16 protein-coding genes and 1 riboswitch are annotated in these 13,787 nt (G+C 37.7%); of the genes, 11 read left to right on the top strand and 5 right to left on the bottom strand.

All coding sequences use genetic code 11. The annotated features are described in order from the left end of the window. Window positions 1-58: 58 nt before the first annotated feature. Both HNR53_RS03200 and HNR53_RS03205 read right to left on the bottom strand, forming a co-directional pair. Entirely contained in the window at window positions 59-1,264 is a 1,206-nt protein-coding gene (locus tag HNR53_RS03200) for an MFS transporter (RefSeq protein WP_184522672.1), read from the bottom strand. 333 nt (window positions 1,265-1,597) lie between these two features. Beyond that, window positions 1,598-2,614, bottom strand: a complete 1,017-nt coding sequence (locus tag HNR53_RS03205; RefSeq protein WP_184522674.1) for an FUSC family protein — start codon at window positions 2,612-2,614, stop codon at window positions 1,598-1,600. Between the two features lie 372 nt (window positions 2,615-2,986). Between HNR53_RS03205 and HNR53_RS03210 the strand changes: the two genes are divergently transcribed. Both HNR53_RS03210 and HNR53_RS03215 read left to right on the top strand, forming a co-directional pair. Next, window positions 2,987-3,166, top strand: a complete 180-nt coding sequence (locus HNR53_RS03210; protein ID WP_184522676.1) for a hypothetical protein — start codon at window positions 2,987-2,989, stop codon at window positions 3,164-3,166. Between the two features lie 15 nt (window positions 3,167-3,181). Then, window positions 3,182-4,324 carry a DUF1835 domain-containing protein gene (locus HNR53_RS03215; RefSeq protein ID WP_246439194.1) on the top strand — a complete coding sequence of 381 codons (1,143 nt, stop codon included), beginning with the start codon at window positions 3,182-3,184 and terminating at the stop codon, window positions 4,322-4,324. A 303-nt stretch (window positions 4,325-4,627) separates the two neighbouring features. On the opposite strand, the gene HNR53_RS03220 is transcribed toward HNR53_RS03215, so the two are convergent. Continuing rightward, complete coding sequence (locus HNR53_RS03220) at window positions 4,628-4,831, bottom strand: tautomerase family protein (protein ID WP_184522678.1); 204 nt, start codon at window positions 4,829-4,831, stop codon at window positions 4,628-4,630. A gap of 309 nt (window positions 4,832-5,140) precedes the next feature. Between HNR53_RS03220 and HNR53_RS03225 the strand changes: the two genes are divergently transcribed. Continuing rightward, window positions 5,141-5,569, top strand: a complete 429-nt coding sequence (locus HNR53_RS03225) for a hypothetical protein (RefSeq protein ID WP_184522680.1) — start codon at window positions 5,141-5,143, stop codon at window positions 5,567-5,569. 330 nt (window positions 5,570-5,899) lie between these two features. Next, window positions 5,900-6,172: an HU family DNA-binding protein gene (locus tag HNR53_RS03230; protein ID WP_184522682.1), complete on the top strand. Its 273-nt coding sequence runs from the start codon at window positions 5,900-5,902 to the stop codon at window positions 6,170-6,172. Window positions 6,173-6,294: 122 nt separating this feature from the next. Here the strand turns inward: HNR53_RS03230 and HNR53_RS03235 are convergent, their stop codons facing one another. Further along, window positions 6,295-6,627: a hypothetical protein gene (locus HNR53_RS03235; RefSeq protein ID WP_184522684.1), complete on the bottom strand. Its 333-nt coding sequence runs from the start codon at window positions 6,625-6,627 to the stop codon at window positions 6,295-6,297. Window positions 6,628-7,000: 373 nt separating this feature from the next. Between HNR53_RS03235 and HNR53_RS03240 the strand changes: the two genes are divergently transcribed. From HNR53_RS03240 to HNR53_RS03260, 5 genes are all read left to right on the top strand, one after another. Beyond that, window positions 7,001-7,474 carry a pyridoxamine 5'-phosphate oxidase family protein gene (locus HNR53_RS03240; RefSeq protein WP_184522686.1) on the top strand — a complete coding sequence of 158 codons (474 nt, stop codon included), beginning with the start codon at window positions 7,001-7,003 and terminating at the stop codon, window positions 7,472-7,474. A 1,229-nt stretch (window positions 7,475-8,703) separates the two neighbouring features. After that, a riboswitch (cyclic di-GMP riboswitch) is annotated at window positions 8,704-8,787 on the top strand. Window positions 8,788-8,924: 137 nt separating this feature from the next. After that, the gene (locus HNR53_RS03245) at window positions 8,925-9,158 is read left to right on the top strand and encodes a hypothetical protein (RefSeq protein WP_184522688.1); all 234 of its coding nucleotides are present in this window, start codon (window positions 8,925-8,927) and stop codon (window positions 9,156-9,158) included. A gap of 141 nt (window positions 9,159-9,299) precedes the next feature. After that, window positions 9,300-9,560 (top strand): DUF2187 family protein, encoded by a 261-nt coding sequence (locus HNR53_RS03250; protein WP_184522690.1) that lies wholly within the window; start codon window positions 9,300-9,302, stop codon window positions 9,558-9,560. Window positions 9,561-9,714: 154 nt separating this feature from the next. Continuing rightward, complete coding sequence (locus HNR53_RS03255) at window positions 9,715-9,987, top strand: HU family DNA-binding protein (RefSeq protein WP_184522692.1); 273 nt, start codon at window positions 9,715-9,717, stop codon at window positions 9,985-9,987. A gap of 341 nt (window positions 9,988-10,328) precedes the next feature. Next, window positions 10,329-10,532, top strand: a complete 204-nt coding sequence (locus tag HNR53_RS03260; RefSeq protein ID WP_184522694.1) for an aspartyl-phosphate phosphatase Spo0E family protein — start codon at window positions 10,329-10,331, stop codon at window positions 10,530-10,532. An 84-nt stretch (window positions 10,533-10,616) separates the two neighbouring features. Here the strand turns inward: HNR53_RS03260 and HNR53_RS03265 are convergent, their stop codons facing one another. Next, the gene (locus HNR53_RS03265) at window positions 10,617-11,057 is read right to left on the bottom strand and encodes a hypothetical protein (protein ID WP_184522696.1); all 441 of its coding nucleotides are present in this window, start codon (window positions 11,055-11,057) and stop codon (window positions 10,617-10,619) included. Window positions 11,058-11,551: 494 nt separating this feature from the next. On the opposite strand from HNR53_RS03265, the gene HNR53_RS03270 reads away from it, so the two are divergent. Both HNR53_RS03270 and HNR53_RS03275 read left to right on the top strand, forming a co-directional pair. Beyond that, complete coding sequence (locus tag HNR53_RS03270; protein WP_184522698.1) at window positions 11,552-12,847, top strand: MFS transporter; 1,296 nt, start codon at window positions 11,552-11,554, stop codon at window positions 12,845-12,847. Between the two features lie 221 nt (window positions 12,848-13,068). Next, window positions 13,069-13,608, top strand: coding sequence for a M15 family metallopeptidase (locus HNR53_RS03275; RefSeq protein WP_184522783.1), 540 nt, complete (start codon window positions 13,069-13,071; stop codon window positions 13,606-13,608). The last annotated feature ends 179 nt before the right edge of the window (window positions 13,609-13,787 follow it).

The raw sequence follows: 13,787 nt of genomic DNA on the forward strand, positions 1-13,787 counted from the left end.
CAAGAAAATATCATTAAGTAAGCCCGTCCCATTATAAATTAGAACGGACTTACTTGAATCAAACAAGCTCTGTATGCATTGTTTCTTTCCCCATAAAGAAAACTGCGGCTGCACCAACGAGAACGGATACGCAGAAAATAGCAAAAATAACGGAAATCGATACTTCATTTGCTGTCAGATAGGGAACGAGCAGGGGTCCTAGTATCCCGCCAACCCGTCCAATCGCCGCCGCCATCCCGGCACCGCTGCCGCGGATTTTTGTCGGATACTGCTCCGGCGTGTAGGCATAAAGAGCTCCCCAAGCACCGAGATTAAAGAAGGAAAGGAAAATCCCGGCTGTAATTAAGAGACCAAGCGTTTCCGCACTTCCAAATAAATAAGCGCTCAATGCCGTTCCGATTAAATAAACGACTAAGACAAACTTGCGTCCCATTTTCTCAATCAGCCACGCGGCGGAAAAATACCCTGGAAGCTGTGCTAAAGTCATAATCAGCACATATCCGAAGCTTTTCACCATACTGAAGCCTTTTAGCACCATGACACTTGGCAGCCAAAGAAACATGCCGTAATAGGAAAAGACAACACAGAACCAGAGAATCCAAAGCATCAGCGTTCTTTTCCCATATTCTTCAGACCAAAGCTTGGAAACGCCTTCCATAACGGATGGTCTTTCTGTTTTACTTACAGCAGCAAACCGCGGTGAATCAGGCAGATGTATTCTCAAGTAAAGAGCATAAAATGCTGGCAGGGTACTTAAAATCAAGGCCCATCTCCAGCCAAATTCGGGAATGATAAAATAGGAGATAACGGCAGCCAGAAGCCAGCCGACAGCCCAAAAACTTTCAAGGAGGACAACGGTTCTCCCCCGTCTATCCGCCGGCACACTTTCAGATACTAATGTAGAGGCCACCGGCAGTTCGCCGCCCAGTCCCATGCCAATGAAAAAGCGGAGAATTAAAAAGAATATCAATGACGTCGTAAAAGCAGAAGCACCGCTGCAAATTGAAAATAATAGCAATGTTATAATAAAGACATTTTTCCGCCCGATACGATCAGCCATCAAACCAAAAACAGTGGCACCCACCGCCATTCCGATTGAATTAATGCTCCCGATCCAGCCCATTTCCTGAATGGATAAATCCCAGTCCACCTTTAGAGCGGCAATAACGAACGAGAGGATCCCGACATCCATTGCATCAAACATCCATCCCGAACCAGCAACCAAAAGCAGCTTGCGGTTGGAGATTTCCTTTTGCATGGCCATAAACGAACACCTCCAAAATCATGACTGATAAAACTTATATTGCCATAATTCCTTCCTTTATATTAATCATACTTGAAATAAAATGCTATTAATTCAATAACATAAAAACCCGCTTCAGAATAAAATGAAGCGGGTGGCGTTTATTCCTTTGCAGTGTTAAAGGTCGATGTTAATATTTAATACTTTTGTTGATTGGAGTAGAAGGCACGAAGACTCCTGCGGGAACAGCGAGACAGACGAGACCCCGCAGGCACGAAGTGTCGAGGAGGCTCGACGGTCGCCCGCGGAAAGCGAAGTGCCTGGAACGGAAATCAACAACCAAGTTTAACAGAGTTATTTTTTTAAATACTGTTCAATAACCCGGTTTAAGCGTTCAATTTGGTAAGCGTAATGGTAGATTGACGAACTAATGACAGTGAGTTGAACTTTATGATCCTGTTGATAGGAATCAATGACCTGTTCAACAAATACATTCGTTTGTTTCAAGATATCCTCTTTCAATGGCGGCTCATCTATCTTTATTTTTCCATCATATTTCAATAAACAAAGTTCGTGATACTTGATTAAAAGCTCCAGCTGTTGATCAAATAACAGATCTTCTTCCTCAGTCGGTTTGCATTGAAAATAAAACGAATCGATGTCTTCCAATACGATATATCCCTGCTGCAGCGACTTAAACATTTGTTTAAAGACAACAATCTCACGCAGGTTCATTTGACTTAATTTCGTGAAATTTTCTCGTTCCTCATCAAAGAGCCTGAATTCCTCTTCTAAGTTCAAAATATCTTTCTCTAATTCTCTCATTTGCTCCTGGAAGGATTTTGCTGTCATTTCATTAGAAACCGCCGTCCGAATCAGGATCGACATGTTTTGAAAAACGGTTTGTACTTTTTTGACAAATGTTTTCTTATAATTGGGCGGTGAGACGAAAATATTAACGAGCAGTGCCGATGTCATACCGATAAATGTCAAAGAAAAGCGCTGCAGAGCAAAGAGGTAGTCATCATCACCAGGCGCACTCATAATGGCGAGTACGGTAACTAATGTAAGAGAAATGGAATCGGTCATCTTTAATTTCATACTGATTAAAATAACAATGATCATAACAAGCCCGATAGAGAATGGGTCATTGCCTAAAAAATATAAACCTAGAAAGGCAATAATGGCTCCCAAAATATTCGTCTGCACCTGATCCCATGCTTGTTTCCATGCACGATAAATGGAAGGCTGCATGGTGAAAATGGCGGCCATACCAGCAAATACAGCACTTTCCAAATGGAGCAGGGAACAAACATATAATGCTAATGTAACGGCCAGGCCGGTTTTCAGCACGCGTGGTCCTATTTTCAAATCCGGGAAAACCTCCTAATGCAAGCTGCTTGTCCTTTTTATATTTCTTGTTGGTTACCTAAACTAATTATATTAATTTTTTTAAAAAAAGAAACTTTTATCTTATAGAATCGTATGTTAGTCATAGAGGATTTCGAAAGTTTAACAATATGAAAACGTTATTTTAACTTTATTCAGCAGAATTCTCCTGCTTCTATAAGTGGTGGGATGAATGCAATAACTTTACCAATTCAGTGGGGTTCAAATCCCGGCTGAATAAAGTTAAGCCTCTGGCGGATGCCTCGATTTTTTAAAGGAAATTTTTCGAGCAAGCGCGCTAGTATAGGGTGCAAATACGCCAAGGCACATTTGATATAAACGGAGTGGAACATAATGAAAGAACGGTGGAACTGCAAGAAGGAGAAATTTAGAAAAAGAAAGAAAAAACATAATGAAGTGATTGAATTTATTCTGGAAATGCTGTTTTGGTTACCTGAATTGATTATCTTGCCGTTTCGCCTTATTTTTTGGCTGATTCGGGGTATAGGCCGATGGATGACGGATGTTTTTTGATGAAAAAGGATTATTTTGCAATTCGAAAATAAGGGGTGGAGATCGATTAAAACTAAGGTAAATCATCCGTATATTTATTTTTATATTGAGCCTAATGTTGTTTTTGTCTATAAAATCGAATGGTCGCAATATATGACGCTGCAGGACTTAATGGAGTTTGAAGAGTGCGAATCGTATGAATTAAAAGAAGGAGAAACATTTAATACGTTTCATCATCGGGAAAGACAGGCGCTAAAGGGAAGAGGTTTTTTTATTAAACAGGATGCAATGAACAAGATGGTGGAAATCATCAACCAACAAATCCAGAGGCATCGGCACCTTAACGATCTTACAGAACATGGTGATGCAGTACATATTGTTTCCTCGGAACATGCTGCCGGTACGGTAAGGTACAGCCTGCCATGGCCAAAAAAGGTTATCGGGTTTCCGGACTTCTTTTCGATTGGTCCATTATGGAAACTGGAGGAGAAAGCTGGACAAGCCTTCCGCAATGAATGGATCATGGAAAATATTAATTTAGAACAGGATGATTATGAATACGAAAATAAATTTTCTAATACATTGAAAGAGATAGAGGATATTCCTAAGCATGTGCGAATTTTTATCTGGTATGGGAATAATGTGGAAGAACAAACGGGAATGCGGTTTTTCCTTTATTTATTGCGTGAAAAAACCAATGAGATTGTTCTGATAAATTCCACTGAACTTTTTGCCAACTATTTTGGATCTGCCGAGCGATTCAATTCTCATACAGGACATTTGGAACCAGAGACTTTGAAGAAGTTATTTGAAATTTGCAAGGAAAATGACCCAGTGGGGGATTCGAAGCGAATGGCATTACAGAAGGAATGGGAGGCTCTGTCTCAATCCAAAGAAGTTCTTCGTATCTGGAAAGATGATCAAATAAAAGCAGTGCCGGAAATTTATTATGATGAAATCATTCTCAAAACGATCGAAAATCTGCACAAGGAGCAAGAATCTAAGGATTTTATAAAGACTGGCGCAGTCATTGGTGAAATTCTAGAGAAAATGGATGAACCTGTTTTTGCTTACTATATCGAGTACCGGATCCGTTACCTCGTATACAGTGGATTCCTTGAGCTAAAAGGAATTCCCAGGTCGATGAGGCATTACAGTGTGAAACTGTGTGAAAAATGAACAGAAAGTGAGCTTGTCTGCAGAAAGGTGTTTGACAGGATGAAAATAATCAACCTGTGGTTATTTATTTGTGCGTTCCTCTGTGTTTTCTTATTTTTTATCATCCAACCAGCTGCAGGGAAAGTATGAAGTTCAAAGCCAAGAGGATATTTTTCCCAGAAGTGCAATATGGTAAGCATTATAAAACCCCGCCTCAGCATTTGCAATAAGTTTATGAAGCATGTTCGGAAATGTTTAGTGCTTCCCCTCCTATGCTTTAAAATCAGAAGGAGAAGCTATTTTCTTTCCCATTGTTCCGCTTATTTATAGTCCTTGTTTTCTTCGTTCCGTGACCGTTTCTCCTGCAATTCCCCAATTGTCCGTGTCTATTTCATCAATGACCACAACCGTAGTATTCGGATTTTTCCCGAGTACATCGACTAATAATTGTGTGGCCCCTTTAATGAGTTCTGCCTTTTTCTCCGGTGTTAGGTTTTCTTTTGTTACTTTGATGTTGACAAATGGCATATGTAACACCTCTATTCATTAGATTGTCTATGTCCCTATCATATATCTTTTTTGTTTTCATTCATACTGGTTGTCTGCAAAAAAATATCATTTCATGCCAATCAATTAGTAAAGGCGATTGAGTCCATTGAAAAAGGCAGGTCATTGGCTCAAGAATTATCGCTGCCTGAGGTTGTTGAGACGTTTAGTGAACTGAATAAAAGATTGCAAGCAGAAAAGTAAATTTTTAAAATAAGGTATGATAGAATAAAGGCTGGTCAATGCTAGTTATTTAGCTGAAAGTACATAAAATGATGCGAGGGATAGATAGTGGAAGTAAATAAAATTTCTTTACCGGTTGTTTATAAGATTGAAACGGTTCGCAGTAAAGGGGTTTCCAATCAGGAATTGCTTGCGAAGCTTGAAAGCGGTGATGTAAGCTCCTGGAGTGATTACAATTCAAATTTTGATTTTAGCGAATTGGTGGAGCTTTATCAAAAAGACCCAGAACAGTTTAAGTCCATGATAGAAATTGGCTATGCCGTAAAGTTTGTCACTCTGCCTGGTATAAAAAACATCTTGAAGCTAAAATTCGGGCTGCTTGAGGAGCAGGATTACGAGTCTACGGAAACAGGGATCACCGGATTACAAGTGAATGATGAACAATATGCAGCGATTAAGCAGATGCTGTCGAAAAACTGGAAGATTGAAGAATTAGCTGGTACGGGCGTGCAAAAAGTATTGAAAATTGAATTGTAGGATGGCAGAAGCATGGGGTGATATAGTAAAATCATCATGCTGTTTATTCGACGTTGTCTATTGTACATAGACTGAGAAAAAATATCGAAATAATTTCCAGGGGAATTACAATTATATAAGAAAACAAAGGCTATCATTAAAAGCGATATCTGCTGGCGAAATGAAAAAGATGACTAATTTTTCATGAAAAATAGAGGAAATCAGCCCCTAAAGCTTGAATATTAATAAAATCACTTATGGGAAAATAGTGGCAGGTGGACCTCGTTTTGCTATAAGTGAAATATCCCTTTGTCCCGAAACGAGGACATTTGTGAAAATGGAGGTTCTTAAATGAATAAAACGGATTTAGTGAAAGCTGTTTCTGCACAGGCTGATTTGACACAAAAGGATGCTGCCAAAGCGGTTGAAGCCATATTCGAAACGATTTCTAACACCCTTGCGCAAAATGAGAAAATCCAATTAATCGGATTTGGTACATTTGAAGTAAGGGAACGCGCCGCACGTAAAGGACGTAACCCGCAAACTGGTGAAGAAATTGATATTGCTGCTTCAAAAGTTCCGGCATTCAAACCAGGAAAAGAATTAAAAGAAGCGATTAAATAATGATGAAAAGAAGCATGGGCTCTCATGCTTCTTATTTTGTGTTCTTGAAGCAGTTTGAAATAGCATGAAGATTTGACCTAGACCAGGTCAGGAGTTGCAATCCTACAACTTTTCTTTTCGTGTCAATCGCGTTTAATGTTTATAATGACCTTTGAAGTGCCGCTTTCCTTTTCATACATGGAAAGACATCTTTCGATAAAGTCAGTGATGACCACCTGAGTGTCTTGTGATTCATCAAGCAGGAATATGTCAAACCAAGATAGAATAGTATGTAAATCATACAAGTCGTTTGGGCGCTCCAGGTAAATAAGAATGCGGTAAATAAACCTTTTGGCATCAAAATCAAGGAATTCAATATTTTTTAATTGTTGAAAGATAATACTGGCAAGGAGTTTTCTGTTGCGAAATTCGATACTGTGATTGAAATTGTTAAACATTTCCTTATTATCATCCATATATTATTGACCTCTCATTAGAAATGGTTTCGGGCAATGTATCGTTAAATAACTATCTAATGATATGTTTAAGTGTGCTTATATTAATTCTATTATAACTTTCTGTTTCTGAATATGACTTTCACATATTTTTCATTTAGTAGAATTTCTTGAAAGAAAAGGGAAGAGGAGATAAACACAGGCACTGGTCTTTCGAAATTTGAGCGAAAGATTTCTTTGATGGTCGAGGGTTTATTTTTTTGAATTTTAAGAAAGTAAATTTGATAACCTGGAATTTTTCATATAAAATATATAAACAAGGTGTATATGAGTTTAATATTTTTAATATTTAGACGTTAGATTTGCAAATAGTAAAAAAACAGGAGTGAATACAATGAAACCACAAAACAAGCTTACTGATGAGTTAATTAATCTGTTACAAGGGGAAAAAATGGTATCTCTTATTACCATTGACGAAAAAACCGGGCAGCCCGATTTAACAACGATTTCGTGGGTACTAGCAGATTCTACTGGAGAGCGAGTTAATTTTGCCATTGGCCATAATGCGGCAAGTGCTAAAAATGTTCAAAATAACCCCAACGTTATTTTAGGTGTTATTGGCGCGGGAAGTTGTTTTTCCATTAAAGGACAAGGCACAGTTTCAGAGGTTATTGAGAAGACTATGAAGATGCGTGTGGTGAATGTAGAGATTGAAATGGTTGAAGATATCATGTTCTATGGAAGTAAAGTGACCGTAGAACCGGAATATGAAAAGACATATAATAAGGAATTAGCTGATAAATTAGATAAAGAAGTGTATGAGGTATTGAGAAAATCTCTAGAAAAGGCCTCTTCTTCAAATTCGTAAATCGAATCGCAGTGCAGCGAATATTACATTTTAGTCGAGGGAAAAGTTGATCTTTTCCCATTTTATCATGTTCTATGTAAATTCACAGAACATTCATAAATAAATGGTTTTTTCTGATGAAGTCGCTCTATAATAAGAGTATAGAGATGATAAAGAAAAGCTAAAAAGAGGTAACACTTTTGGAGGCTCAACCATTAAGTGTTCGTTCCGGGAAGTACTAGAGAACGAAAAAACATATCATTCCTAAGCAATGTAAAACGCCGTATTGGATCAGTGTCAATGTAACAATTGAATGTAAGGGAAGAATTTGAAAGAACAGAGGAATAAACTGAAGTGATGACTTGGAGGGAGTCATAACAGCTGATTAGCAGATATTGGAGGCAAGAGGCTGATATCGTTATGGTGAACCCAATCAAAGAATCAATCGATGAAGGCCTTTGAATCTGAAACCAGCATGACAGAAGTAAAGTCCATTGAGCAAGTTAAAATGTTAGACCGATTACCAGTTTTGAGTGCGGAGCAACACAAGTTGGCTGGATAGCCATTAGTTGGTGAAAGAGTAAAACTCACTAGCTAAAATAAAGAGTTCGCATTTCAGCCGGAAAAATGGTTGGGTCTCCAAAATGGTTAAGCTGCAGCCCTCTTTAATAGAGGGTTTTTATTTTTTTGTCATTCGATGGTCCTGCTTTGAAAAATAAGGCAGATAATTAAATATAGTAAAAAACCAATTCTCCTATAATTTTTGAGAATTGGTTCGCAAATAATGGCTATATATTTCTAATAAAATCATATTATTAACCTTCTTATTAATGATAGTACCCATAACTACACAGGTAATAACGCCAGAAACATTATCTCATCCCGATTTTATCAAGAGCTTGGCTGTACATTTCTAGAGTTCCCCAAGCCATTTGGAATATTTTTTTCATAGGTATCAACTCCTTCATCTATGTACTCTAGTATGCATCAATCTGTACATTTATCTTCTTCCCAATAAATCTAAACCTTTCCCATGCATCTCTGAACCTTTTAACAATGATTCATTTATATCAATAGAGAAAGGAGATTTTAAAATAGGTCCTAAATCCTTGATGGTGATATAGAATTGCTTCATATGCAATAAATGATAGTTTATAGAAAAAAAAACACTGTGAAATTTGTTGAAAAAAGTTGAAAATTCGTGTATTTTCTTGTAAACATATTACTAAAGTTGTATTATAAAAGTATGATTTTAATAAAGGCAAACTTATTGAAAGATAGGGGCGCAAAGCCGCGAGTCTAAGGCATTGAGCTAGGATAGTCGGGCTGCTAAATGATAAGGGACCATAATGGGAATAATCAACTTTAAGTGGAATAGCCTTTGTCAGTCAGTCTGCCGATCATTGAGGTGGACTGTTTGTGTTTTAAAGTTCTGATTTACAAAACTTTAAAAAGGAAGGTGGGGAGTACAGTGAACATAATATTCGGTACAATTGAATTCTTTGAAAAAGAAATCCTTAGTTATTTAAATGAGAATCGAACAAAAGAAAGAATGGAAGAGCCTCTAACAATTATCACCTCTCAACTGGAACATGAACTCCTATATGATTTTATTTGTGATGAAACGATTCGAATGCAATGCAGGAGAAATCTAGAAGATGCTATTCAGAATGTGTCGCAAAAAATGGAAGCGGTGTCAGGCTAGTTCACAGAATTCTTTGCATAATATTTCTGATTGAAGCTGCTAAATAGTAAGCTTATCGCAAAATAAAATAGAATTAGGAACTGTTTCCTATTCCAAAGGGAGGCAGTTCCTAAAATAACTCAACGGGAGAGGGATAAATAGATGCATACAGACCATACATTATTACCAAAGAAAAAAGAAGCGAAGATTGGCGATGTTATCCTTTTTGAAAGAAATGAGCATGTGTACGAAGGAACCGTTTTTCTTGTAAGAGAAAATAGTGTACTCATCGATATTTCCCGGGATGCTGCTGAAGAATTAGGCTATGAACAGCCAAATACAGTGGTTGGACATGGGAAATATACAGTTATTGGGATTCATGAAAATATGGGAATTCATGGAGAATCCTTGGTTTTTCAATAATAGTAAAATTAGACTAGAAATTAGTGTGAAGAATGGAGTATTATGGATATAAAGTAATCATGATTTATCCTTTCTATGAAAAACGATCATTATATAAATGTATGTGATGTTTTCAAAACTTTACATAGTAAATTTTTTAACTGAGGTGCTTAAAATGAATAAAACAGAACTTATTAAAGCTGTATCGGAAAAATCCGAACTAACACAGAAGGATGCCGCAAAAGTGTTAGATACGGTATTAGAAACCATCACGAGTTCACTTGCAAAAGATGACAAAGTCCAAATCATTGGATTTGGAACATTTGAAGTTCGCGAACGTTCTGCACGTAAAGGACGCAATCCGCAAACAGGTGAAGAAATTGAAATTGCTGCAACTAAAGCCCCGGCTTTCAAACCAGGAAAAGAATTAAAAGAAGCTGTAAAATAAAAACATATGGAAAACTCTGGAATCTAAGATTTCTAGAGTTTTTTTAATTGACATCAACATCCTGCGAAAAACAAACCTTAAATCTGCCTGAAAGGACGTTGAGCAAAATTATTCATTTCGGCTGCACTCTTCTACCCTCACCATCCTACTGTTGAAAATTATCTATATATAACGTCATTTTGAAACAGGGGGCTTGTCAATTCTATTATTAATCATTATAATTAACGAAATATTAACAAAAATTTAATTTTAACTTTACATTGTAATCAATATTACACTCCGATTTTTGATTTTCAAGTATAATTGTACTTGCAAAAGTAACATACTTGTGGGGGGAAATAATGAAGCAGCTATCGATGGATGATCGCCAATTAATTGGGACTGCTCTGTTAAATTATATCAAATTGCTTAAGGAACAACTAAACCACATTGGAATAAGTGAAGGGTTATCAAGCGAAAAGACCCTGTCACTTAGCGAAGAATTGGACAAGTATATTTATTTATATCAGTGCTTTCAAAAAGTTGCTTCTAAAGTGGCTTTATAATAGACGCATTTTCTAGGTTATTTAATTTAAAAACCTCCTTCTGTCCATTATTAAAACAAAATGGAAATTAGGAGGTTTATTTATTTATACCATTAGGCTTTCTTTAAGGGATCTATACTCATAGTTCTGGTATTCATCAAATTCGAGCCAGTCAAATTTATTAAAAAATTCCTGATTGATGACTAAACACACCATTAAGGTGCCGCCATGATCATCAACATACTGTTTGAGAGTATTCAGAATCCGAGAACCCAAACCGGTTCCTTTTTCTTTAATAAACAGTTTATAAAGGAGAACATAATCACCCTTCAATTCAATGTCGATAAAAATACGGTTGCCGTCCTGCAAAAATAGTTCGTATCCATTCAGACTGCCTGATGTTTCTTTTTCATACCAGGCTCCGTATTTCTCCCCGTTTAATTTATTAATAACTTGAACCGACAGTTCTTGAACGATTGGTTTGAGCAGGGCTGTTCTTGTTTCAAATTTACGCATTGATGTGACAGTTCGATATACACTATTCATTAAAATCCCCCCATAGATTCTTATCTAAAAAAGGAACAAACTAGCAATAAATCAACTGGAATCAATTTAGCGATACAAACTGAAATGGAAACTGCTGCTTCGGTCAAACTGGTATATTGAGGAAAGAATGAAGCTTAGAAATGCTGATTTTTTGAAGGAATTCATTTTGTAATGAAATGGATCGGAAAACAATATATCGTGAATTTTCACCCCCACAATAAAAGATTTCAGAAATGAAACATGTATTTAATGCTATTTTAATATATTGACGATTTTGTGAACAGTATATTTTGCAATAATTTTCAATTAAATAAATATATGGTAACTGCAGAGTACTGCCAACGCAAAAATACTGGTTCCAGAGTATGTTCTCAAGCTAAGGCTCTTCCTGATATAATCTTCAAAAAAATTTGTAAAATTTCTTCTAGGAATCTATTATCTCCTCAGCCCATAATGTAGACTAGGGGTAGGAATATCAAAGGGGGGAAGAGAAAATGGGTAAGTTCAATAAAGCGGAAAAGAGCTGGATGATGTATGACTGGGCTAGCTCGGCTTATTTCCTTATTATTACAACCGCAATATTTCCTATATTTTATAAAGCGACAGCGGAAAATGCCGGCGTCAATCCAACAAATGCAACAGCCTATTTAGGTTATACGATTTCCATTTCTACTTTCATTTTGGCGATACTCGGTCCCGTATTAGGGACGTTGGCGGACTTTAAAGGAATGAAAAGCAAGTTTTTTAATTTTTTCTTTATTATGGGTACGCTGTCGACGGCTGCTTTATTATTTGTCCCCGGTGATAACTGGCTGCTTCTGTTAATTATCTATACCATTACATCGCTTGGGGCGCGTGGTGCCAATGTATTTTATGATGCTTATATTGTCGATGTGACGGACAACGAGCGGATGGATGAGGTTTCTGCAAAGGGCTTTGCTTTAGGATATGTCGGGAGTGTCATCCCCTTTGTCCTCTGTATCGCATTAATTACACTTTCGCAAATGGAGATCCTGCCATTGTCGGTCTCTGTTGCCAGCCGGATCGCCTTTCTCATCACGGTCATATGGTGGATTGTGTTTACGATTCCGATGTTTAAGCATGTGAGGCAGACTCATTGGGTCGAGCGTGAACCAAGGATCATTTATACCAGCTTTAAGCGGCTGGGAGAAACCTTCAGAGAGATACGAAAATACCGTGCCATCTTCCTGTTTCTCGTGTCATACTTCTTTTATATTGATGGAGTGGGGACGATAATTGCCATGTCTACTGCGTACGGGACAGATTTGGGACTGAGTTCGACTGAATTAATCATTGCTTTGTTAGCCGTACAAATTGTCGCTGCGCCATTTTCGGTTTTATTCGGGAAACTAGCCAATAAATATGGTGCGAAAAAGATGATTTATGCAGGAATTATTATTTATATGATTGTCTGTATTTACGCGATGTTTTTAAAAACAATTGTGGATTTCTGGGTCTTGGCGATGCTTGTGGCCAGTGCGCAGGGAGGAATTCAGGCGCTGAGCCGCTCTTATTTTGCGCAAATGGTACCGAAGGAAAAATCAAATGAATTTTTCGGATTTTATAATATTTTTGGCCGCTTTGCCGCTGTGACAGGTCCATTTCTTGTCGCAGTTATCACACAGCTCACCGGAAGCACTCCTTTAGGCGTTTTCAGCCTAGTTATTCTTTTTCTTATCGGGTTAGTCGTGCTGTTTTTTGTGCCAAAGACAGCTGTTACAATGGAACCAATGGGAACTTCTAAAACAGGAATCGATTTAGATAAGTAATGCACAGGGACGGTTTCTCGTGCTATATTCAAGTAGTAGATGACTTGATTTAGCAGCAGGGGACGGTCCCGTTTGCAGTAGTGGGGCTAAATTCTAATTTCCATGAAACTATTAACATCTATTTTTCGTAAAATTAATAGAATCATTTCAGCAGGAAGGGAAAAGATAGTTTGAAAAGAAAAAAGTCCAAGAAAAGAAAAGATTTAAGACGATTAGTGATTATGTTTACGATAGTGATTATCGCCTTTGTCATATACGACCATTACAAGATAAAACCAGAAGTGACGGTACCCAATACGGCTATGCCGGATGGTCTCCATCCTGTTGTGGCGGAGCGTATGAATCAGTTGGTTAAGCGGGCGGCTGACATCGGAATTGTGGTTGTCATTACCGATGATTTTCGCAGTGCAGAAGAACAGAATCGTTTGTATGAAAAAGGCCGCACAGCTGGGGGAAATATCGTAACCTATGCAAAAGGCGGCGAATCGTTCCACAACTTTGGTCTCGCTGTTGACTTTGCGCTTAAAACTTCCACAGGGGATGTCATTTGGGACAGGAACTTTGATGGAAACGGCAACGCAAGAGCTGATTGGTCAGAAGTGGTAACCATGGCCAAAGAGCTTGGCTTCGAGTGGGGCGGTGATTGGCCGCAGTTTAAGGATTATCCTCATCTCCAAATGGATTTCGGCTTAAGCATTGCGGATCTACAAAACGGTGAGAGGCCTCCCGGGCAGCCATACATGGCTGATACTGGATTATAATTCCGGCTAAAAAGCGAACAGCGATAAGTGGTGGGAGATCTATAATGCTGATATCAATTAAAGAAACCATTTGTAAAAAAGATTTTATCAAGACCTAAATTATTAAAGATCCCTAAAAATAAAGAAGAACACATATTATACATGACTAATATGTGTTCTTCCTTTATTTCATTTAAGTG

This window comes from Bacillus benzoevorans (assembly GCF_014207535.1).
Classification (GTDB): Bacteria; Bacillota; Bacilli; order Bacillales; family Cytobacillaceae; genus Bacillus_BD; species Bacillus_BD benzoevorans.

Coding starts and splice junctions, on each gene's coding strand:
- HNR53_RS03240 (WP_184522686.1), top strand. CDS start 7,001: ATGAAACCACAAAACAAGCTTACTGATGAGTTAATTAATCTGTTACAA.
- HNR53_RS03200 (WP_184522672.1), bottom strand. CDS start 1,264: ATGGCCATGCAAAAGGAAATCTCCAACCGCAAGCTGCTTTTGGTTGCT.
- HNR53_RS03230 (WP_184522682.1), top strand. CDS start 5,900: ATGAATAAAACGGATTTAGTGAAAGCTGTTTCTGCACAGGCTGATTTG.
- HNR53_RS03250 (WP_184522690.1), top strand. CDS start 9,300: ATGCATACAGACCATACATTATTACCAAAGAAAAAAGAAGCGAAGATT.
- HNR53_RS03265 (WP_184522696.1), bottom strand. CDS start 11,057: ATGAATAGTGTATATCGAACTGTCACATCAATGCGTAAATTTGAAACA.
- HNR53_RS03275 (WP_184522783.1), top strand. CDS start 13,069: ATGTTTACGATAGTGATTATCGCCTTTGTCATATACGACCATTACAAG.
- HNR53_RS03270 (WP_184522698.1), top strand. CDS start 11,552: ATGGGTAAGTTCAATAAAGCGGAAAAGAGCTGGATGATGTATGACTGG.
- HNR53_RS03235 (WP_184522684.1), bottom strand. CDS start 6,627: ATGGATGATAATAAGGAAATGTTTAACAATTTCAATCACAGTATCGAA.
- HNR53_RS03210 (WP_184522676.1), top strand. CDS start 2,987: ATGAAAGAACGGTGGAACTGCAAGAAGGAGAAATTTAGAAAAAGAAAG.
- HNR53_RS03255 (WP_184522692.1), top strand. CDS start 9,715: ATGAATAAAACAGAACTTATTAAAGCTGTATCGGAAAAATCCGAACTA.
- HNR53_RS03260 (WP_184522694.1), top strand. CDS start 10,329: ATGAAGCAGCTATCGATGGATGATCGCCAATTAATTGGGACTGCTCTG.
- HNR53_RS03220 (WP_184522678.1), bottom strand. CDS start 4,831: ATGCCATTTGTCAACATCAAAGTAACAAAAGAAAACCTAACACCGGAG.